Source organism: Terasakiella brassicae, assembly GCF_014641495.1.
GTDB lineage: Bacteria > Pseudomonadota > Alphaproteobacteria > Rhodospirillales > Terasakiellaceae > Terasakiella > Terasakiella brassicae.
In genome coordinates this window covers 34,097-55,183 of record NZ_BMHV01000008.1, presented here as the reverse complement: position 1 = coordinate 55,183, position 21,087 = coordinate 34,097, and the positions used below count along the sequence as shown (strand labels likewise).

The following is a 21,087-nucleotide window of genomic DNA, read 5'->3' as shown; positions in this document are numbered from 1 at the left end:
ACAAGAAACTAAAACCTGTAGTTTATATTCGTAAAAAGATTATAAAGGCGTGGTGTCGTCCGCAATTAGTCTTCCTGCAATTGAGCAATACCCTTGTAAAGATCCAACGCTTCCGGGTTTGCCAGTGCGGTTTTATTTTTGACCTCCCGCCCATGAACCACATCACGCACAGCCAATTCGGTAATTTTACCGGATTTTGTGCGCGGAATATCTTTCACCGGGATTACTTTGGCCGGGACATGTCGCGGGGTGCAGCCGGTTTTCACCTTGGACTTGATCGTTGTGATTAAGTCCTCAGTTAAAACGTTATCCCCTTTCATAACGACAAACAGGATAACACGCACGTCCCCTTTCCAGTCTTGCCCGATCACGATACTTTCCTGAATTTCTGGCAAGGCTTCGACCTGGCGATAAATTTCAGCCGTCCCAATACGAACGCCGCCCGGATTCAAGGTTGCATCCGATCGACCATAAATCACGATCCCGCCGGTTTCCTTATCAATCGAAACAAAATCGCCGTGGCACCAGATGTTGTCGTACTTTTCAAAATAGGCGGCTTTGTAACGCGCATTGTCCGGGTCGTTCCAAAACCCAATCGGCATGGACGGGAATGCTTTGGTACAGACCAGTTCGCCTTTATCACCTGTGATCGGCTTGCCATCATCATCAAACGTTTCAACCGCCATGCCTAACGCCCGGCATTGAATTTCACCACGATAAACCGGGGCAATCGGATTGCCCAAAACGAAACACCCTAAAATATCCGTCCCCCCGGAAATGGAGGCCAAATGCAAATCATCCTTGATTGCGTCATAAACATAATCAAAACTTTCCGCCACCAAAGGCGAGCCTGTCGATGTCATGGACAGAACACTGGAAAGATCGTGTGTTTCTTTGGGCTTCAAATCTGCTTTATTCAAGGCATCAATATATTTTGCAGACGTGCCAAACATGGTCATTTTTTCGGCATCGGCAAAATCAAACAAAATATTGCCGTTCGGATAAAACGGTGACCCATCATACAGCAGCAAGGTTGATCCGGCCGCCAAGCCCGCCACCAACCAGTTCCACATCATCCAACCGCATGTGGTGAAATAGAAAACACGCGACCCATCCCCATTATCACAATGCAGCAGATGTTCGCTGACCTGTTTCAGCAGGGTTCCGCCCGTTCCATGCACAATACACTTCGGCTTCCCTGTCGTGCCGGATGAAAACATAATGTAAAGTGGATGATTGAAATCCACATATTCAAATTCAATTTCTTTCGGGTCGAATTCAGCCACAAAATCATCCAGAAGAACGGCTTTATCAACCGCTGAAATATCCGGATTTTCCCGCGTATAAGGGACGATGACACAACGTTCCAATGTTGGGAGTTGATCAACAATTTCCTGAACTTTTGACAGGCAATCATGTGATTTAGCGTTGTAGTAATAGCTTTCAACCGCAACCAGAACAGTCGGTTCGATTTGACCGAAACGGTCCAAAACCCCGTTCACACCGAAATCAGGTGATGTAGACGACCATGTTGCCCCAATGGAGGTCGCCGCCAGCATGGCAACAATCGTTTCCGGCATATTGGGCATGAAAGCACAAACGCGATCGCCTTTTTTCACACCCATATGTCGCAAAGCTTGTGCAAAGACGGACACTTCTTCATTCAGGCTTTGCCAGCTTAAAGACCGTTTGACCTTATCTTCACCCCAGAACACCAGTGCTTCAGACCCATCATTTTTGCGCAACAGGTTCTCAGCAAAATTGATCTTTGCTTCCGGGAAGAACCGCGCCCCCGGCATCTTGTCACCATCGACAAGAACCCGCTCCCCCCATGTTTGGGCTTTTAGTCCTGCAAAATCCCGAATGCTTGTCCAGAATTTCTCCCGCTCGTTAATCGAAAAGGCATGCAAACTATCGTAATCTTGAAGATCAACGGACCAATCCTCATTTACACGTTGCATAAAGGCTTTCAGGTTTGAGGCATCGATACGATCCGCAGACGGGGTCCAAAGGCAGGCATTCATTGTAAAAGTCTCTCTGTTAAATGAAATTTTGGGCGTATGTTAGCAGAAAATGCGCCGACAGAAATTTAAGAAGTGTAAAATTATCATATTTGATTTCTTCCGAAACCATTTTCTAACCTTGCCTTTTCAGTCCACGCTCTTTAAGACCGAGGGAAAGGGGATACATCACATGCAGAAAGATTTTTGGGTTTTCGGCTATGGATCACTGATGTGGCGACCGGGCTTTTCATTTGAAAAAGCCGAACCCGCAACCCTGCACGGGTACAACCGGTCTTTTTGTGTCTATTCCCATTATTATCGCGGAACACCGGACCGCCCCGGCCTCGTCTTAGGACTGGACCCGCAAAAAGACGCCGATTGTCGCGGCGTTGCCTTTCGCATCAGCCTTGAACAAAAAGACGCCGTTGTCGCCTATCTGACAGAACGTGAACTTTGCGGCTATGCCTATCAGGCGGCAACTTTACCGGTCTTGCTTGATTGCGGTACAGAAATTGAGGCTTACACCTTCGTTGCCGACCCGAGCCACGCACTTTATGCCGGGGATCTGGGACTGGATAAAGCCGCCGAGGTTATTATGCAGGCAGAAGGCAAAACCGGCTTGAACCGCGACTATTTGATCAATAGCGTGCGCGAGCTTGAGGCCAACGGCTATGCCGATCCTCATCTGCATGAACTTTTGAAAAAAGTCGAATATCTCACCGGTATTATCGAAGCCGGTGCAGGGATTTAACCCCAGATCTGAAAAAAGCCCTCTCCGCATGGAAGAAGGTTTTCAGACTGCTGACAAAGTGTTTTGGATAACTTGCCAATCAAAAAATATCCCGCACTTGATGCGGGATACATTTAAAATCAATGGATTAGATGTTACTCATTGGACAAAGATGGATCCCCGATCAGGGTCGGGGATGACAGTTTGGAGGCTTTGTCAATAACCGGAAAGCCCTCTCCACAATGGAAGAGGGCTTTTTCTTTTATCACATCTCATAGAGATCAATAGAACGCATCGATCACACGGTCCGGCGGTGTATGACCATCAATAAATGTTTTCATATTGATGATGACTTTTTCGCCCATATCCAAGCGGCCTTCGATGGTGGCAGAGCCCATATGCGGCAGGAGAACCACATTTTTCATCTTGCGCAGTTTCGGATTGATCGCCGGTTCATTCTCAAACACGTCCAAGCCAGCCCCTGCCAGATCCCCTTTTTCCAGCATGCGGATCAAGGCCGGTTCATCAAGCACTTCGCCACGCGCGGTATTGATGATGTAAGCATGTTTTTGCATCAGCTTCAAACGACGGGCCGACAGCAGGTGATAGGTTGCCGGTGTATGCGGGCAGTTGACGGAGATGACATCCATACGGGCCAACATCTGATCCAGACTTTCCCAATAGGTCGCCTGTAATTCGTTTTCCAGATCCGGGTGAACGCGGTGCTGGTTGTGATAGTGGATGGACATGCCAAAGGCTTGCGCACGGCGGGCCACGGCCTGACCGATCCGGCCCATCCCGACGATGCCGAGACGTTTGCCATTAATCCGGTGCCCCAGCATGGAAGTCGGTGCCCAACCTTCCCATTCGTCACCCTCAATCAGTTGCACGCCTTCCACAATACGGCGCGGTACAGCCAAAATCAGCGCCATTGTCATATCGGCGGTATCTTCGGTCAAAACACCGGGCGTATTGGAAACGGTAATGCCGCGTTGGCGCGCCGATTTCAGGTCGATATGATCGATCCCTGTCCCGAAGTTTGCAATCAAGCGCAGATTCGGACCCGATTGCGCCAAAACGGAAGCATCGATTCGATCCGTCAGGGTGGGAACAAGGATATCGGCTTCTTTCACCGCTTCGATCAATTCTGTCTTGCTCATCGGTGTATCGTCCACGTTCAGACGGGCGTCAAACAGCTCCATCATGCGTGTTTCGACGGCATCCGGTAATTTACGTGTTACGATAACAACGGGTTTTTTTTGAACCATGGTTTCCTTCCCCTGGGAACTTTTTTCTAATTTGCCCTCAATTTTTAAGGGCCACGGCAATTTTTTTCAAGAACGTTTATAATACGTCAACTATTTCATTGGTACAGTGGACTCGTAACTTTTTCACCTTTTTTTCGACAAAAGAACGTTTTTACCATGAACAGCAAAAAACTAATGACTTCAATTCTGCTGATAAGCCTCATCGTATTGGGCGTTTCTTCTGCGGTTGCGCAGGCCAGAAGCGGCTCGGGGCTTCCCCTTCCCCGCTTTGTGACATTGCGCGCAGGCGAGGTTAATTTACGCGCCGGACCGGGTGTGCGTTATCCGGTGGAATGGGTTTATAAAAAACGCAACCTTCCTGTTGAAGTGGTTGCCGAATATGACACATGGCGCAAAATTCGCGATTGGCAAGGCACGCAAGGCTGGGTCCATCAAGGGATGCTGTCGGGAAAACGCAGCGTCATTGTGATGGGGGATTTACGCACCTTACGGCGCGAACCCAAAACATCAGCTTCGCCTTCAGCACGACTGGAAGAAGGCGTCATCGCACGCTTGCTGGAATGCCCGCAAGGCACAACCTGGTGCAAAATCGATGCGGATGGCTATGAAGGCTGGTTACGCAAAGCCGAATTCTGGGGTGTCTATTCCGAAGAAAGCCTCAAATAACTCAACCGGAACTGGCACGCGTCATTTCAAACCAGCGGCGGTTGAAGGTTTTTAACCGGACAGCCGCCAACCGATTAATCGTGCCGATTGGATATTGACCATTTTCATCCATCTCACCAGCCGGTATTCCGGTTAAAAGTTCGATCCCCTGATCGATGGTGTCCACCGGATAAATATGGAAATCGCCCCGTTCACATGCATCGACCACATCGGCGCGCAACATTAAATGTTTCACGTTATCTTGCGGGATCAAGACCCCTTGTTTACCATTTAATCCCCGCGCCATACAAACATCGAAAAATCCTTCGATCTTTTCATTCACCCCACCGATCGCCTGCACATGACCATATTGATCAACCGATCCGGTCACAGCCAAAGATTGACGAATCGGCACATCGGCCAAGGCAGATAGCAAACTGTAAAGCTCCGTCGATGAAGCACTGTCCCCGTCGATATTGGAATAGGATTGTTCAAACACGATATTGGCCGTCAAACTCAGTGGACGGTCTTTGGCAAAACGTTGTGCAAGGAAAGAGGTCAGGATCAAAACCCCTTTGGAATGAAGAGGGCCGGACAAGGCGACTTCGCGTTCGATATTCACAATCTCCCCACGTCCCATACGCACGGTGCAGGAAATACGCGATGGCCTGCCGAACATAAAATGATCCAACTGCAAAACAGCGAGACCGTTGATTTGTCCAACCACTTCGCCATCCGTATCAATATGAATGGTGCCGCGATGAATTTCATCCAGAATCCGTTCCCGAATACGATCGGACCGATAAACCTTGGCATCAATGGCCCGTTCCACATGCCTGCGCGAAATGACCTTGGCCCCATCTTCACGCATCCAGTAATCCGCCTCGCGGACCAGATCGACAATACTTGCCATGTGCGTGGTTAAGCGTTCGCTATCTTCACAAAAACGCGACCCTTGTTCAACAATGCGGGCAACGCCACTGGCGTCCAGCGGGGCAAGTCCTTCCTGACGGACATATGTCCCCAACAACTGGGCATAGGTTTTCATGCTGTTATCATTGCGTTCCATTTGATCGTCAAAATCAGCAGCAACCTTAAACAGTTCGTGGAAATCAGGATCCAGATGGTTCAGTAGATAATAAATTTGCGCATCCCCGATCATTACGACCTTTACATCCAGCGGGATCGGTTCCGGTTCCAGCATCATCGTCGGGCCAACACCATAACTTTCCGCCGCTGACTCAATACGGATACGCCCGGTATGGAGAATACGTTTCAAAGCCTCCCATGCAAAAGGCTGGGTCAGAATTTTATGGGCATCGACGATCAAATATCCCCCATTGGCTTTATGAAGCGCACCGGCCTTGATCAAGGTAAAATCAGTCATCGCCGTACCATACATAGAAACGGTTTCCACCCGTCCAACCATATTGGGCAGGGTCGGGTGGTCTTCTTCTACAATCGGGGCGCCTTCCACCACGTGGCAGCCTTTTTCATCACAGGTCGCATAATCAACGATGACATTGACCTCATAACGGCGAAAATCCCTTTGCCCGCCCCCCATTATTGCCGCCACGGCGGGGACTTGCGGGGCTTGTTCTTCCGGCAGAAAATCATCGGCATTTTCAATGACATCGGCTTCCACCGCATCCAGATAAGATTGCACACCATCGTGATCACAAAAGTTTTTGCGCAATTCCATAATCTGATGACGCACCGCAAATTGTGTGACCTCGCGATTTAAATCACGCACACTGACGCGATACTCTTTTTCCATACGCGGTAATTCTTCGACGATTTGTTCCAGTTCTTCCTGAAAGATATCAATTGCCTGCTTATGTTTCTCTTGCTCTTCCTCGCTCAATGCCTTGAACTCATCGGGCTTAAGAATTGTACCTTCTTTTAAGGGAACCAAGGCAAATCCGGTCGGGGTGCGCAATAAACCGACATTTTGTGCCTCGGCCCGTTCCTGAAAATCCCCAAACGCCTTGTCTTGAATTCCTTTGAACTTCGCTTCCAACGCATCACGGCGTTGACGATATTCGTCTTTTTCAAACGCCTGGGGGATCGTAGCTTTCAAATCATCGACCAATTGCACCATCGCATCGGCAAAGACACGCGCTTTACCCGCTTCAAACGCCAGCGCGCGCGGTTTATGCGGGGCATCAAAATTATTGACATAAACCCAGTCACGCGGCACGCCCATATTCTTGACACGTTCGTTCAACAGACGGCGCACCAAAGAACTTTTGCCTGTTCCATGTGGACCAAAGGCAAACAGATTATAACCACGCCCTTTCATCCCAAAGGCGAATTTAGCCGCCTGCAAGGCGCGATCCTGCCCCACGAAATGATCCAGATCGTCTAACTCATCTGTTGTTTCAAAATCAAACAGAGAAGGGTCGCAGACCCGATAAAGATCCTGACGTTTCAGTGCTTTCATCCTGCATCCCCTTTTATTTAAATTCAGCCTCAACGGCTTGTTTTTATGTAATTATAGTACTCTTTTTTTGCAAAGACGCAAAACAAACCCCATATAAAACCCATCAAGGAGGTCCATAATAATGCAGGATATTTCCGAACTTAAAAACTGGCAATACGTTGACGGGCGTGATGCTATTTCACGCTGCTTTCAATTTGATGATTTTATGAAAGCCTTTGCCTTTATGACCCAAGTTGCCCTTAAGGCCGAAAAAATGAACCATCACCCGGAATGGCTCAACGTCTATAACCGGGTCGAGGTGACACTCACCACCCACGATACGAACGGGGTCAGCAAAAAAGATATCGAATTGGCAAAATTTATGGACGGGCTCGTTGACTAGCCCGTCCACAAAGGTTCTATTTATCTTGCAGGCGCGCTTCCAACGCGTTGCAAACTGTGCGCAAGACCTTAAGACGGGCATGTTTTTTGTCATTGCCTTCCACCAAGGTCCACGGCGCATTCGATGTACTGGTTTTTTCAACCAGATCGTTGACCGCTTCCTCATATTGCGGCCATTTTTCCCGGTTGCGCCAGTCCTCATCCGTTAGCTTCCATTGTTTCCACGGCGTGACCTCGCGCGCCTTGAAACGCGCAAGCTGTTCGTCCGGGTCGATATGGATCCAGAACTTCAACAAGACCGTGCCATGATCAACAATTTGGTCTTCAAAATCGACAATTTCACCATAGGCACGGCGCCATTCATCCTCGCGCGCAAACCCTTCGCAACGTTCAACCAGAACCCGTCCATACCATGAACGATCAAAGATCGTCAGGCGACCGGCGCGAGACATATGACGCCAGAACCGCCACAAATAATGATGCGCCCGTTCTTCATCATTGGGCGCGGCAAAGGGCAAAACCTTATAACTGCGGGCATCCAGTGCCGAGATAATACGCCGGATATTGCCGCCTTTGCCTGCCGCATCTGATCCTTCAAAGACCAGAATGGTCGATACGCCGCGTTCCGTGGCCTTGCGCGCCAGTTGACTGAGGCGGCCCTGCAGGGATTTGAGTTCCGTCTTGTATGCCTCTTTTTCAACCGTCAAAGACATATCCAAGCGGCTGAGAACTGTTGGATAAGGCAAGGTTTCAATCGGGGCATCCTTGTTGATTTTTTCCTCAGGGGCTTTTTTTATCGCCTGATCCTTTTTCGCCAATTGAACCAAGGCTTCTTTTTGCGAAGTTCGCAGGGCGGCATGGCGAACAATCGCATCGCGAATTTGCTGCGCAACCGTCAACGACCCGTAACGGCCATCTGCCCCTTCCACAATCGACCAAGGTGCATGACCCTTGGATGTCCGCATGATCAGACGCTCGGCGCTGTCGATAAATTTATCGTACATGCGCCAATGTTCCCAGTCACTTTCATTGACCCGCCACGCCTGAAGTTCGTCTTTTTCCAATTTTTTAAGGCGCTTTTTCTGTGCATCCTTGCCCAAATGCATCCAGAATTTCAAAATCAACGCGCCATCATCGGCCAGTGTTTTTTCAAACGCTTTGATCCGGTCCAGTCTTTCGTCATATTCAGCTTTGCTAATTTTGTCATACACATGATCCAGAAACGGCGAACTGTACCAGGAGCTCAGGAAAATGCCGATCTTGCCTTTTGCCGGTAAATCGCGCCAATACCGCCAATAACGGGGACGCTCCGACTCTTCATCGCTATGGCGGACATAGGCATTGTTATCGATCCAGCGCGAATCCATCCATTCATTTAACAGATTAACCGTTGCCCCTTTGCCTGCGCCATCCACACCGGCCATGACAATAATGACGGGAAAGTCGTATTGTCGTAAATCCTGCTGGATCGCCAACAATTCAGTCCGTAAACTTTCAACTTGTTCTTCAAATTCCTTCTTCGGGATCGAACGTCCCAATTCAGCCGTTTCAAACATATGCCCCTCCGTTACCTCATAATTCCCTGTTCACGAAAAAAAGAGTAACGGATTGGACATACATGCGCAAATGATTGAATAGGCTAAAAGCGATAAAATGCGATATGACTATCGTTGCCTTTTGCTTCTTTCTTCAATTTTGCCAGAACAACATCCAGATTTTCAAAACTGGGGGTGTTTTCTTCACGCCCCGCCGTTAAATGCACCACGGCGGCACTGCAACTCATCAAGGGGAAACGCCGAACTTCCCCATGACGGTCCTTGCCTTCCAGAAAACCTTGTTCCCGGGCTTCTGCGTCATAGAAACTTTCCACATCGCGGGCAAAATTGGCCAAGAGATCGGCCACCTCCCGGTCTACATCTCCTGTGTAGGATTGTTCCGCACCGATAAAAAAATCATCGCCGCCGACATGACCGAGAAAAACATCGTCACGTTCGAATTTTTTGCGCATCAATTCCGCAAACAACATAATGGCACGGTCACCTTGACGGAACCCATAGGCGTCATTAAAGGCCTTAAAGTTATCCAAATCCAGATAAATAAGGACACTTTGGCTATTTTTATCACTACAGGCTTGTGTCACAAAATTGGCAATGGACGAATTCCCCGGCAGTTTTGTCAGCGGGCTGCTATCACGGGCCTGTGCCAAGTTCTTTTCATTAATCACACGCAATAAAGAGCCTGCCGATAGAAAACCAAGATAGCTGAATTCTTTCACCAGAATGATTCCGTCCGGGCTTTCCGACAGACTGAAATTTTCCAAAATCGTCTGTGTCCCAGATTGGACATCAGCCATCGGGCACGGACTGATAAACTTACGCAAGGTCAATCCGGTTCCCCGGTTCGCGATCAAATCCTTACCAAACGGGGAATAGGCATATTCCTTCAACATATGTTCCCGAATGATGCCCAGCGGACTGCCGCTTTCATCCACCACGGGGAAGAAGGTCATCTCCTTGTTACGGCGAAAGGCTTCAAAGACCGTATCCATTGTATCCGTCACCTTCAAAGGCGGGCGATATTCGATCTGTTCATAAATGATCTGTGTATCGTGATCTTTTTCCTGAGATTTTCGCCGCCCGACATGCACAAGACTGGTATATTGCAGTTTTAAAGAGCCGATTTCCGTTTGCGGTCTTTCCACATAATAGCCTTGCACCAAATCACAACCGATTTCCTTGCAAATCACAAGCTCGGCTTCGGTTTCCACCCCCTCGGCAATAACAAAAATCCCCAGCACATGAGCCAAGTCTACAATAGTCGCGACCATCAGCTTGCACTTTTTGTCTTTTTCAATGCCACTGATAAAGGATCGGTCGATCTTGATAAAATCCGGATGATGTTCATGCAGCAGTTTCAGTCCTGAATAACCGGCCCCAAAATCATCAATCGCCGTACTGTAGTCTTCATCATAATAAAGGGCGAGGTTTTGCGCCGCCTGTTTCATGGATACTTCATGACGTTCCGATATTTCCAGACAAAGGGCAGATGGCGGCAAACCGACTTCACGCAATAACGCCTTAGTTCCCCCCCTAAAATAATCAGGTGATGCGATAATGCGGTTATCCAAATTATAAAATAGTTTGGTTCGGCTGGAGCGGGGCAAAGCGGCATATTTCGTAATCGCAAGGGACCGCATCATCATATCGAAACGATGCAGGATTTTCAGTTCTTCTGCGCGATCAAAAACTTCAAAAATGCTGGAAACGCCAAGTTTTTCATGCCCGCGCAACAAGGCCTCATAACCAAACACAGTTCCGTTATTGATATCCACAATCGGTTGAAAAGCGTAATCAATCTCGCTTTTTGCAAGTTCCAAATATGCCTTTGCCTCAAAGGTAGGGTCTTCATGCCCCATAGGGGCAATATCGTCAAAATCAAACATCAGCGGTTCTGGGTTATGGTTATTTGTAAAGTCCAAGGGAGCCTCGTTAAGCCTTCTTCCATACCTGCAAAGAAAGCGATCTAGAAGCCAAGGTCAATTGCGTAACCCACGTTGTCACAGGACTATAATAAATCTGAAACAGAACAATCACGAGACTCGGACTTTACGTGCATAAAGGCCTTAAACTTATCCTTTGCGTTTACAAATAATCCGGTCATAGTATGCATATGGAAACGAAGTTGAACGAATCGATAGCTTTTAGCATCGACAGACAGGTCAGCCTGCTGGCCAACATGACTGCTCAATTCGCCAACACGCTGAATGTTGACGAAACCCTGCGCAATGCCCTGTGCGAAATTACGAATTATATGAATGCTGAAGGCGGCGCGGTCTTTCTCATGGACGAAGCCACCCAAATCATCACCTGTGTCGCCTGTTACGGTGCAACGGAAATCACCGGGCTTAAACTGGAATACGGTCAAGGGATCGTTGGAAAATCCGTTGCCAGCAACCAAGGTGCCTTGGTGCGCGATGTTAAAAACGACCCCGATTTTTATGGGGCGGTCGATGATCAAACCGGTTTCACAACCAAATCCATTCTCTGCGCACCCTTAAGCGTCAAAGACCGCTGCGTTGGCGCGATTGAACTGGTCAATAAGAAAAAAGCCGACGAGCTGTTCGATGAAACAGACCTGAAAGTCTTGGAAACCCTCGCCTCATCGGCTGCTCTTGCCGTTATCAACGCCCGCATGGCACGCGCCTTGGTCGAACAGGAACGGGTGAAACGCGAGCTGGAACTTGCCGCTGAAATTCAACGCCGTTTTCTCCCTGATGCGCACGAGGCAGGCGACACTATTTTCGGCATCAACAAGGCCGCACGTGGAGTTTCCGGTGATTTCTTTGATTATTTCAAGCTTCCCGATGGTCGTATTTATTTTGGACTGGGCGATGTCTCTGGCAAAGGGATTAATGCCGCCCTGCTGATGTCAAAAACAGCTTCGCTGTTTCGATGTCTGGGCAAAACGGTTCGTGATCCCGGTAAACTGTTGGGCCGCATCAACGCCGAACTTTGTGAAACGGCGACACATGGTATGTTCGTCACGATGGTTGCCGGTATTTATGATCCCCGCCCGGGGTGCGAAGGTTTAATCCGTCTGGCCAATGCCGGTCACGAACCCGTCCTGTTATTTCAGAACGACACCTTCAAAACCTATGGCGCAGATGGTCCGCCCTTGGGGATCGTTCCGCCCCTACCCGGCGAAGATGGTGCCTATGACGAGGTGCAAGTCTTCCCGCAAGGTGGATCGCTTTATATCTATACCGATGGATTGACCGAAGGCTACACCCTGACAGGACATCCCTTGGAAGCAGAAGGTGTGCAACACATCTTGCGACAATATGCCCATGAGAGTTTAACCACCCAATTGGACCGGCTAGTCGAAGCCGTTTCCCCTGACCCCAGCGCCCTGCGCGATGACGTGACCGTTCTCGCCCTGACCGATGCCTTGCGCCCCGTCCATGACAGCGAAACCAAGGTCGGACAAAACGAAACAGACCATGGCGCCGAACAAGACGGGGATTGGTTGATTGATTTCAAATTCCCCGCACGCCCCGGCTGGATGAAACTGGCCCGCGCTTGTGTGCGCGAATCCTGTCAAAAGGTCGGCTGTAACGAAACGGACACAAGCGATATCGTTTTAGCCGTCGATGAAGCCTGCCAAAATGTGATCCGCCATGCTTATGGTGGTCCCAGCGATGAAGAAATTGAACTGACGGTGCGTCAACGCCCCGGTCGGCTGGTCTTTCGCCTGCGTGATTTCGCACCTATGGTCCCGCCCGGTTTTATCAAACCGCGCAACTTGGAAGATATCCGCCCCGGCGGGCTGGGCACGCATCTTATTCAGGAAGTTATGGACGATGTCCAGTATTTACGCCCCACCCAAGGCGAGGGTAACTTGCTGAGACTGGTTAAAAATATCGATGTAAACAAAAAGGGCACATCCAAACAATGAAAATAGAGACAAAAGAAGTAAACGACATTGTCATTTTCGAACTGGACGGCGAAGTGGATCTGGAAACCTCGCCCACTTTGCGCAAAAATTTGTTGAAACACGTCAATGTCGGCAAATCCGTCATCGTCGGTATGAACGGCGTTGCCTATATCGACAGTTCCGGCATTGCCAGTCTGGTCGAAGCCTATCAAACCAGTCGGCGCAACAGCTCTGGTTTTGTTCTGGCCGCCATTTCAGACAGCGCCATGCGCGTTCTACAATTGGCACGACTGGATAAAGTCTTTACAATACAGGCGACAATTGACGATGCTGTACGTTCACTCAACAGCTAGAGGGCCGTCTTTTCGGGGATAATGAAACATGAGCGAACAAGAGGCTGAACAAAGCCCGGTTGCAAAAAAAATAGAGGATGTCGGACGGACCACCCTGATCGGTGTGTCCGAAATCGGCTATTGTGCCTCTTTGATCTGGGAAAGCCTCTATTGGGCCTTCATGGGAAAATCCATGGGCCAGCCCGTTCGCCTGCAATCCGTGTTCGCACAAATGATGGAAACCGGCATCCGCGCCATTCCCATTGTTGCCATGTTGGCGGTTACGGTTGGTATGATGCTGGCCATTCAGGGCATCTATACCATGCGGATTTTCGGGGCCGAAAGCCATGTCACCATCGGCATTGCTTTTTCCGTTGTGCGGGAATTTGCCCCCTTGATTACCGGAATTTTGGTGGCAGGACGATCCGGTTCGGCACTGGCCGCGCGCATCGGAATTATGAACATCAATCAGGAAGTCGATGCCCTTTCCGTCATGGGGATTAATCCTGTGCGCTTTCTTGTCGCACCGGCCTTACTGGCGATGGTGATCATGGTGCCTTGCCTGACGTTCTTTTCCGATGTGATCGGGTTATTGGGGGCCGGGATCTATGTCTCCCTTGATTTGGGGGTCAGCCTTGCCGCCTATTGGGATCAGGTCTTTGAATGGCTGCGCGTGGATGATGTTATGCATGGGCTGGGAAAAAGTGTGCTTTTTGCCATCTTGATCGCCGTCATCGGGGTCGCCAACGGCGCCGGGGTACGCGGCGGGGCCGAAGGGGTGGGCAAAGTCACCACCCGCGCGGTTGTTCAATCCATTTCAGCCATCGTTTTGACCGATATGCTGTTTGCCTTCATGGTGACACGATGACAAAACCGACAGAAGCAGAGTTACTCGCACGCCCCAAAGTCATCGAAGTGGAAGATCTCGTCACCCATTATGGCGAACGTATGATCCTCAAGGGGATTTCAATGGATGTGCGCGAAGGCGAGATCATGGTCATTATGGGGGGATCGGGTTCCGGTAAATCCACCTTGTTGCGCCATTTAATGAGTCTGGAACACGCCACATCCGGCACCATGAAACTTCTGGGAAAAAACATCGCCGATCTTGGTCTTAAAGACACTTATGCCCTGCGCAGAAAAATCGGCGTTGCCTTTCAGGGCGGTGCTTTATTCAGTTCCATGACCGTTGGCGAAAACATCAAACTGCCATTGCGCGAACATACCGATCTGGATGAATTCACAATGGACATCATGGCGCGTATGAAACTGGAAGTGGTCGATCTGGCGGGCTTTGAAGATTTGACCCCGAGCGAACTTTCCGGCGGAATGCTGAAACGCGCCGCCGTTGCCCGCGCCATTATTATGGACCCTAAATTATTATTTTTTGATGAACCCAGCGCAGGGCTTGACCCGGTTGTTGCCGCCCAGTTGGATGAATTAATCCTGCGTCTGCGCGATGCAATGGGCATGTCCATCGTCGTCGTCACCCACGAACTGGACAGCGCCTTTCGCATTGCCGATCGTATTACCATGCTGGATCACGGTCATATTTTGATGATTGATACACCGGAAAAAATGAAAAATTGCGACAATACCCGCATTCAAAATCTGCTTAATCGACGTATTGAGGAAGAAGAACTCGATCCCGACGCCTATCTTCGTCGCCTAACCGGAGAGGACAGACAACATGAGCGCCCTTAAAAACGCCAAGATGAACTATATGATCGTTGGCAGTTTTGTCATCGCCTGTATTGTGTCATTGATCATTGCCGTTGCCCTTTTAAGTGGTCGCACGGGGGTGGTCGATACCTACTACACCTATTACGCAAAAGTGCAGGGCCTGAAATTTGGCACGCAAGTCGTCTATGAAGGCTATCCGGTGGGGCAGATTGAACAAATCATTCCCGAAAAACACAACGGGCGGATGCGTTTTAAAATTGAAATGAGCATTGCTGAAGGTTGGGATATCCCGGATGACAGTATTGCCGCTGTATCCTCAGCCGGTTTACTCTCCGCCCTGACCATCAACATTCGTGCCGGCACCAGCAAAATACCGCTTAAGCCCGGGGATAATATCAGCGGTGTTGAAAATGCCGATCTTTTTGCCGCCATGTCCTCGCTTGCGGAACAAATCAGTTCCCTGATGGAAAGCGATGTCCGTCCCCTTTTGCTGAATTTGAACACCGCCGTCAACAGTGCTGCAATCTTGCTGGCAGAAGACGGCAATGACATGGCGAAACAGTTAAAAGGTATTCTTGATCAAATCGGCACACGCACGCCTGAAATTGCGGATAATCTGACCCGTTTCAGTCAGGATCTCAACAGTTCAGGCAATGAACTCACCCAGATTTTATCTGCATCCAATCGCGAAAAGATCAATCAAACCATCACCGAACTGGGTCAAATCGGATCATCCTTGCAAAAAGCCGATCATATGATGACCAATATGGATAGCATGGTGACCAACGGCAAACCGGAAATGGAAAAAGCCATTTCCGATTTGCGCTTTGTTATGGAAACGCTGGCCCGCCATATTGATACAATTTCACAGAACCTTGAAGGCACCAGCCGAAATATGTATGAATTCAGCCGTCATATCCGACAAAATCCGGGGTTATTGCTTGGGGGCACACCGCCCAAAGACCGGGCAGAATAAAAGGCAGGGGAGAAGATCATTATGAGAAAGCATTTTCTGACAGGCACGATCATCGGCGCAACCGCCCTGATCTTATCGGCCTGCACACAACCGGAACTGCCCCAGGATCATTATTACAGATTAGAAATAACCCCACCCAGCGCCGGTGAACTGAAACTCAACGGTGTGTTGGAAGTTGAACGATTTCGCGCGGATGGTCTGATTTCCGGTCGTCCGATTGCCTATAGCGAAGGTCATGGGCATCTGTCTGAATATCATTACCATTTCTGGGTGGAACCGCCGGTCGATCTTTTGCAGGACGCAATGGTTACTTTTTTGCGCAAGGCCGGTCTCGCCACCCATGTCGTCACACCGGAATTGCGCATGAATGAAGACTACCTTCTAACCGGCAAAATCAAACGGCTGGAACGCGACCTTTCCGGGGACCCCAAAGTCGTTGTTGAACTGGAAATCGGATTAAAACAAGTCGCCGACGATAAGATACTGGTTCTCAAGACCTACAAACGCGCGCTTGCACAAACCGGGGAAGGTGTGCATGGTAGCGTCGAAACGATCAATCGGGCCTTGTCCGATATCTATACGCAATTCCTCAATGATGTGAGATAACCTGTGCCCAAACCGCCCATTCAACGCCGCCGTGGACGTCATAGTGCCAAACCGCAAGGACCGTCCCTCCCTAAAGATCCGATGGAAGTTACCATCTTCGGCATCGGTACAAAAGGCGATGGGATGGGCAAAGACGACACCGGGCACGGTTATTACGTCCCCTATAGCGCAGAAGGCGATGTCTTAAAAGTCCGCATCACCGGTAAACGCGAAAATGACTATGTCGGTGAAATCAGCGAAATCATCACCCCAAGTGAACACCGCATTGAAGCCCCCTGCCCGCATTATACCAAATGTGGCGGCTGCAACCTGCAACATATCGACCCGGAAACCTACGCCCAGTGGAAAAGTCACAAAGTTGCCGATATCCTGAAACGCAGTCAAATCAGCATCAATCTGGATAAACCCGTTCTCGTTGGCCCCAATTGCCGCAGACGTGCCTCTTTCGCCGTTATGAAAAAAGGCAAAAAGATTATTTTTGGTTTCAATGCCAAAGGCAGCCACCGGATTGAAGAAATCGACCACTGTCTGTTACTAACCGATCCGTTGAATGCGCTGATCAGCGCCCTGCGCGATTTGATGCCCTTAATTATGAAACGTGAAGGTCGCGGCGATATCATCGTCAATTATCCCGGCGAAGCCGCCGATATCGTTCTTGCCTTGCCCGGCCCAATGGAATTAAAGGCCCATCAACATCTGGTAACATTTGCAGAAAAACACAATATTGGTCGCCTGTCCTGGCAACAAGACGGCAAAGGCACACCGGAAACCATCATCCAGCGTTGCGCAGTCACCACACAATTCGGCGATGCGTTGGTTGAACTGCCCACAAGTCCTTTCCTGCAACCCAGTAAAGAAGGCGAAGTCGCCCTTGTTGATTTTGCCTTATCCGCCCTAAGGAACGAGAAAAAAATTCTTGATCTTTATGCCGGGTGCGGCAGTTTCACCTTCGCCTTGGCAAAAGTCGGTATTGTGCATGCGGTTGAAAGTCACGCCCCCGCCCTGAAAGCACTGGAATTATCCGCCGGCCGCGCAGGTTTAGGCGGGCGCATCACAACAGAAGTCCGCGATCTGGATCGTCAGCCTTTAATGGGTAAGGAACTGTCCAAATTCGACGCAATCCTGTTTGATCCACCCCGTGCCGGTGCCCGTGAACAAGCCCGTTTTTTGGCCGAAAGCAACATTCCCGTCATCATCGCGATTTCCTGTAATCCGGCCACCTTCGGGCGGGATGCTGTCGCCCTGATCGAAGGTGGTTATACGCTTGAACGGGTGATGCCTGTTGATCAATTCACATGGTCGGATCACGTTGAAGTCGCGGCTATTTTCAGAAAAGCCCCCAAATAAAAAATCACCGCCATTCTCTTTACTCAAAAATGGCGGTGATATAGATCAGTCCTGATCTTTTTTCCCCGGACCGCCACTGCGCCCATTGGCTAAAAACGCGACAATCCCACGCAGGGTCTGGACTTCCTGCAAGGTCAAATCAATCCGGGCAAAGATATTGCGGATGTTGCGCACCATCGACGGGCGTTTGGCTTCAACCCGCAAAAAACCCGATGCATCCAGTTCACGTTCCAAGTGTTCATAAAAACCGATGACTTCATCCTTGGTTGCCGGACGGGCCGCTTTGCCCCGCCCTTGGGGGATATAGCGTCCTTCGGTCTCGTCATTCATGGTGAACCATTCATACCCGATCAGCAGAACAGCTTGCGCCAGATTTAACGAGGCAAAAGCCGGATTTAACGGCAAATGTAAAATCGCATCCGCCAAAGCCACATCGTCATTATGCAGGCCTTTGGCTTCTTTACCAAACAGCACCCCGGTCTTCAGCTTTCTTGTTGCCAGCTCCACCGATTCGGTGGCGGCTTGACGCGGGGTCACCATCGGCTTGACCATATCGCGCGGACGTGCCGTTGTCGCATAGACAATTTCGAGATCCGCAACCGCATCCGCAGTCGATGTATAAAAGCGCGCACGCTCCAGCACCATTGTCGCACCGGAACTGCTTTTTTCCGCTTTATCACGGTCCCAGCCTTCACGTGGATTAACGATCCGCAGATCAATTAAACCACAATTAAGCATGGCCCGTGCCACCATCCCGATATTTTCACCCAATTGGGGTTCTACCAGAATAATCGCCGGGGCATCCTCCCGACAAAAATCAGCCGCTTCGGATTTGCGGCGACGATCAGTTCCCGCCATAAGCTTTCACACCCGCTTTATACAATCTGTAAACCAAACTATCGCGCAAGGCCTCATAGGACGCATCAATTATGTTGGATGACATGCCAACTGTGGTCCATGTATTGCCTTCGCCATCAACACTTTCAATCATAACCCGCGTAATCGCCTCGGTTGCTTTGTCGCCATTCAGGATACGCACCTTAAAATCAACCAAATGCAGCTTTTCAAGCTGTGGATAAAACGGGATGAGAATTTTGCGCAAGGCCGCATCCAACGCATTGACCGGGCCGTTCCCTTCGGCAACATCCATGATCCGTTGATCACCGATATAAAGTTTCACGGTCGTTTCCGACATCTGTTTGACATGAACGTGTTTTTCATCCCATACCCGTTCGTCAATCACACGGAAAGATTCAAGATGGAAATAGTCCGGCACATTTTCCAGCTTGCGCCGCGCCAACAATTCAAAACTCGCGTCCGCCCCGTCATAGGAATAACCGTTGCTTTCCAGTTCTTTGATCTCATCCAGCAAGGCGTTCACCTTGGCATCTTTGGGATCGACCTCTAACCCAACCTCGCGGAATTTGGCCACTAGATTGGAGCGCCCCGCCTGATTGGACATAATGATTGTACGTTCGTTACCGACACTTTCCGGTGTGATATGTTCATAACAGCTTGGATCTTTTTCAATGGCAGAGACATGCAACCCGCCTTTATGCGCAAAGGCAGATTCCCCCACATAAGCCGCATTGCGGGCCGGAGCGCGATTAAGACGTTCATCCAGCATGCGCGACACATGCACCAGACGGGTCAATCCGTCTTTACTGACGCCCGTTTCAAAACCCATTTTCAACATCAGGGACGGCAGGATGGAAATCAGGTTTGCATTGCCACAACGTTCCCCAAGGCCATTTAATGTCCCCTGAATTTGACGAACCCCGGCGCGCACCGCCGCCAGCGAATTAGCGACCGCATTACCGGTATCATCATGGCAATGGATGCCCAGATGCGTCCCCGGAATATGTTTGGTTACCTCACCGACAATTTTCTCAATCTCATCCGGCAAGGTGCCGCCATTGGTATCGCACATAACGATCCAGCGCGCGCCCGCTTCATAAGCCGCCTTGCAGCATTGCAATGCAAATTCCGGGTTCGCCTTGTAACCGTCAAAGAAATGTTCCGCATCGAACATGGCCTCACCCGCCTTGTTTTTTACATAGGCGATTGAATCGGCGATCATGGCAACATTTTCACTGCGTTCGATTTCCAGGGCAACATCGACTTGAAAATCCCAACTTTTGCCCACCAGCGTTACGGTTTTAACGCCTGTATTCACCAGCCCGTTCAGCCCCGGATCATTATCCGCACTGCGCCCGGGGCGCCGCGTCATGCCAAAAGCAGACAGAATTGCTTTTTTCAGGACAGGCGGCTTGGCAAAAAATTTGTCATCGGTGGGGTTGGCACCGGGCCAGCCGCCTTCAATATAATCAATACCCAAACGATCCAGTTCAATCGCAATGGCAATTTTATCGGCTGTCGAAAAATCTACACCTTGCGTCTGTGCGCCATCGCGCAACGTGCTATCGTAGAGATAGACTCGGTTATCGTTGGTCATCTTTTTTGTCCTATTTTTATCGAAGACGGGGAGAATGCAAAATTATTGGCACTTTCTCAAGTGTTCCTTTGATTTTTCACCCATCTTTGCACTTTAAAACTTGTATGTTGTTTATACATTTGTATTTATAATAACGGTGGTTTAAAAAATAATTGAAGCAATAACCAGAGAATAATAAACGGATAACCGAGAGGACTAAAGAGTGACGGAGGGCTTGAGCCCAGAATTTGCGGCCTATCAGGAAAAGGTCAAGGGCACCAATATCAGTGAAGAAACACTGCTGGCGACAGATTATCTGAACCACTTCAACGAAGTTGTTATGATGATCGATATGTTGCCGGACATGCCCGATTGTCTGGATATGGTCAAAGAATGGCAACCCAAACCCTATAAAGATCATTTTCGCGACAGTACCATTGCGGATAAAGATCTCGCCATTGAAGTCTACGATCATGTTCCCCCGCTTTATAAACAAGCTTTTGAAGATACCATCGCCCTTGTCGATATGAATATTTTTCAGGCCATTGTAGATGCTGAAGAGGCACTGGCCACTGGCGATATGGAATATTTACGTTTTAAAGTCAGCGAATCGGCACAGGAAATTCACCGCCTTCAAGACCGCCTAAGCGCCATTATTCACGGCACCGCCGATCTCAGCGGGGAAACGGAAAACGAAAGTCAGGTTACGATGGATCAAAGCGATATCGATGCCTTGTTCAATTAGGCCAACCATCTTATATCCTTCAAACATTCAGCTTTTTCATACTTAAACGCATGTCAGTCTT

18 protein-coding genes are annotated in these 21,087 nt (G+C 49.5%); 11 read left to right on the top strand and 7 right to left on the bottom strand.

The window, feature by feature from the left end; genetic code table 11:
* Positions 1–65 precede the first annotated feature (65 nt).
* On the bottom strand, positions 66–2,024 hold the full coding sequence (locus IEW74_RS07095; protein WP_188663189.1) for an acetoacetate--CoA ligase: 1,959 nt from the start codon (positions 2,022–2,024) through the stop codon (positions 66–68).
* Between the two features lie 169 nt (positions 2,025–2,193).
* On the opposite strand from IEW74_RS07095, the gene IEW74_RS07090 reads away from it, so the two are divergent.
* On the top strand, positions 2,194–2,754 hold the full coding sequence (locus IEW74_RS07090) for a gamma-glutamylcyclotransferase (RefSeq protein WP_188663187.1): 561 nt from the start codon (positions 2,194–2,196) through the stop codon (positions 2,752–2,754).
* 260 nt (positions 2,755–3,014) lie between these two features.
* On the opposite strand, the gene IEW74_RS07085 is transcribed toward IEW74_RS07090, so the two are convergent.
* Positions 3,015–4,001 (bottom strand): 2-hydroxyacid dehydrogenase, encoded by a 987-nt coding sequence (locus tag IEW74_RS07085; protein WP_188663185.1) that lies wholly within the window; start codon positions 3,999–4,001, stop codon positions 3,015–3,017.
* Positions 4,002–4,175: 174 nt separating this feature from the next.
* Here IEW74_RS07085 and IEW74_RS07080 point away from each other — a divergent pair, with 174 nt between their 5' ends.
* The gene (locus IEW74_RS07080; RefSeq protein WP_229734266.1) at positions 4,176–4,667 is read left to right on the top strand and encodes an SH3 domain-containing protein; all 492 of its coding nucleotides are present in this window, start codon (positions 4,176–4,178) and stop codon (positions 4,665–4,667) included.
* 1 nt (position 4,668) lies between these two features.
* On the opposite strand, the gene IEW74_RS07075 is transcribed toward IEW74_RS07080, so the two are convergent.
* Positions 4,669–7,089, bottom strand: a complete 2,421-nt coding sequence (locus IEW74_RS07075; RefSeq protein ID WP_188663181.1) for an ATP-binding protein — start codon at positions 7,087–7,089, stop codon at positions 4,669–4,671.
* A 121-nt stretch (positions 7,090–7,210) separates the two neighbouring features.
* On the opposite strand from IEW74_RS07075, the gene IEW74_RS07070 reads away from it, so the two are divergent.
* Positions 7,211–7,471, top strand: coding sequence for a 4a-hydroxytetrahydrobiopterin dehydratase (locus IEW74_RS07070; RefSeq protein WP_188663179.1), 261 nt, complete (start codon positions 7,211–7,213; stop codon positions 7,469–7,471).
* 16 nt (positions 7,472–7,487) lie between these two features.
* On the opposite strand, the gene pap is transcribed toward IEW74_RS07070, so the two are convergent.
* Both pap and IEW74_RS07060 read right to left on the bottom strand, forming a co-directional pair.
* Positions 7,488–9,026 carry a polyphosphate:AMP phosphotransferase gene (pap, locus tag IEW74_RS07065; protein WP_188663177.1) on the bottom strand — a complete coding sequence of 513 codons (1,539 nt, stop codon included), beginning with the start codon at positions 9,024–9,026 and terminating at the stop codon, positions 7,488–7,490.
* An 83-nt stretch (positions 9,027–9,109) separates the two neighbouring features.
* Complete coding sequence (locus tag IEW74_RS07060) at positions 9,110–10,948, bottom strand: GGDEF domain-containing protein (protein WP_188663175.1); 1,839 nt, start codon at positions 10,946–10,948, stop codon at positions 9,110–9,112.
* A 203-nt stretch (positions 10,949–11,151) separates the two neighbouring features.
* On the opposite strand from IEW74_RS07060, the gene IEW74_RS07055 reads away from it, so the two are divergent.
* From IEW74_RS07055 to IEW74_RS07025, 7 genes are read left to right on the top strand one after another with little or no spacing between them, the layout of a single operon-like run.
* Positions 11,152–12,924 carry a SpoIIE family protein phosphatase gene (locus IEW74_RS07055; RefSeq protein ID WP_188663173.1) on the top strand — a complete coding sequence of 591 codons (1,773 nt, stop codon included), beginning with the start codon at positions 11,152–11,154 and terminating at the stop codon, positions 12,922–12,924.
* Positions 12,921–13,256: an STAS domain-containing protein gene (locus tag IEW74_RS07050; protein WP_188663171.1), complete on the top strand. Its 336-nt coding sequence runs from the start codon at positions 12,921–12,923 to the stop codon at positions 13,254–13,256. The genes IEW74_RS07055 and IEW74_RS07050 overlap by 4 nt, the downstream gene beginning before the upstream one ends.
* A gap of 28 nt (positions 13,257–13,284) precedes the next feature.
* Positions 13,285–14,103: an MlaE family ABC transporter permease gene (locus tag IEW74_RS07045; RefSeq protein WP_188663169.1), complete on the top strand. Its 819-nt coding sequence runs from the start codon at positions 13,285–13,287 to the stop codon at positions 14,101–14,103.
* Entirely contained in the window at positions 14,100–14,939 is an 840-nt protein-coding gene (locus IEW74_RS07040) for an ABC transporter ATP-binding protein (protein WP_188663167.1), read from the top strand. Before IEW74_RS07045 ends, IEW74_RS07040 begins: the two co-directional genes overlap by 4 nt.
* Positions 14,926–15,894 carry an MlaD family protein gene (locus tag IEW74_RS07035; protein WP_188663165.1) on the top strand — a complete coding sequence of 323 codons (969 nt, stop codon included), beginning with the start codon at positions 14,926–14,928 and terminating at the stop codon, positions 15,892–15,894. Before IEW74_RS07040 ends, IEW74_RS07035 begins: the two co-directional genes overlap by 14 nt.
* Positions 15,895–15,915: 21 nt before the next feature.
* Positions 15,916–16,500, top strand: coding sequence for an ABC-type transport auxiliary lipoprotein family protein (locus tag IEW74_RS07030; RefSeq protein WP_188663163.1), 585 nt, complete (start codon positions 15,916–15,918; stop codon positions 16,498–16,500).
* 3 nt (positions 16,501–16,503) lie between these two features.
* Complete coding sequence (locus IEW74_RS07025; protein ID WP_188663161.1) at positions 16,504–17,847, top strand: class I SAM-dependent RNA methyltransferase; 1,344 nt, start codon at positions 16,504–16,506, stop codon at positions 17,845–17,847.
* Between the two features lie 45 nt (positions 17,848–17,892).
* On the opposite strand, the gene IEW74_RS07020 is transcribed toward IEW74_RS07025, so the two are convergent.
* Both IEW74_RS07020 and cimA read right to left on the bottom strand, forming a co-directional pair.
* Positions 17,893–18,705: an RNA methyltransferase gene (locus IEW74_RS07020; RefSeq protein WP_188663159.1), complete on the bottom strand. Its 813-nt coding sequence runs from the start codon at positions 18,703–18,705 to the stop codon at positions 17,893–17,895.
* A complete protein-coding gene (cimA, locus tag IEW74_RS07015; protein ID WP_188663157.1) occupies positions 18,692–20,302 on the bottom strand; it encodes a citramalate synthase in 1,611 nt (536 codons plus the stop codon). The genes IEW74_RS07020 and cimA overlap by 14 nt, the downstream gene beginning before the upstream one ends.
* Positions 20,303–20,504: 202 nt before the next feature.
* Here cimA and IEW74_RS07010 point away from each other — a divergent pair, with 202 nt between their 5' ends.
* Positions 20,505–21,026: a hypothetical protein gene (locus tag IEW74_RS07010; RefSeq protein WP_188663154.1), complete on the top strand. Its 522-nt coding sequence runs from the start codon at positions 20,505–20,507 to the stop codon at positions 21,024–21,026.
* Positions 21,027–21,087: the final 61 nt, after the last annotated feature.

Bases quoted from the DNA above. Each gene is read 5' to 3' on its own strand.
- IEW74_RS07020 (WP_188663159.1), bottom strand. From the start codon at position 18,705: ATGGCGGGAACTGATCGTCGCCGCAAATCCGAAGCGGCTGATTTTTGT.
- IEW74_RS07070 (WP_188663179.1), top strand. From the start codon at position 7,211: ATGCAGGATATTTCCGAACTTAAAAACTGGCAATACGTTGACGGGCGT.
- pap (WP_188663177.1), bottom strand. From the start codon at position 9,026: ATGTTTGAAACGGCTGAATTGGGACGTTCGATCCCGAAGAAGGAATTT.
- IEW74_RS07035 (WP_188663165.1), top strand. From the start codon at position 14,926: ATGAGCGCCCTTAAAAACGCCAAGATGAACTATATGATCGTTGGCAGT.
- IEW74_RS07075 (WP_188663181.1), bottom strand. From the start codon at position 7,089: ATGAAAGCACTGAAACGTCAGGATCTTTATCGGGTCTGCGACCCTTCT.
- IEW74_RS07085 (WP_188663185.1), bottom strand. From the start codon at position 4,001: ATGGTTCAAAAAAAACCCGTTGTTATCGTAACACGTAAATTACCGGAT.
- IEW74_RS07050 (WP_188663171.1), top strand. From the start codon at position 12,921: ATGAAAATAGAGACAAAAGAAGTAAACGACATTGTCATTTTCGAACTG.
- IEW74_RS07045 (WP_188663169.1), top strand. From the start codon at position 13,285: ATGAGCGAACAAGAGGCTGAACAAAGCCCGGTTGCAAAAAAAATAGAG.
- IEW74_RS07095 (WP_188663189.1), bottom strand. From the start codon at position 2,024: ATGAATGCCTGCCTTTGGACCCCGTCTGCGGATCGTATCGATGCCTCA.
- IEW74_RS07080 (WP_229734266.1), top strand. From the start codon at position 4,176: ATGACTTCAATTCTGCTGATAAGCCTCATCGTATTGGGCGTTTCTTCT.
- IEW74_RS07040 (WP_188663167.1), top strand. From the start codon at position 14,100: ATGACAAAACCGACAGAAGCAGAGTTACTCGCACGCCCCAAAGTCATC.
- cimA (WP_188663157.1), bottom strand. From the start codon at position 20,302: ATGACCAACGATAACCGAGTCTATCTCTACGATAGCACGTTGCGCGAT.
- IEW74_RS07090 (WP_188663187.1), top strand. From the start codon at position 2,194: ATGCAGAAAGATTTTTGGGTTTTCGGCTATGGATCACTGATGTGGCGA.
- IEW74_RS07030 (WP_188663163.1), top strand. From the start codon at position 15,916: ATGAGAAAGCATTTTCTGACAGGCACGATCATCGGCGCAACCGCCCTG.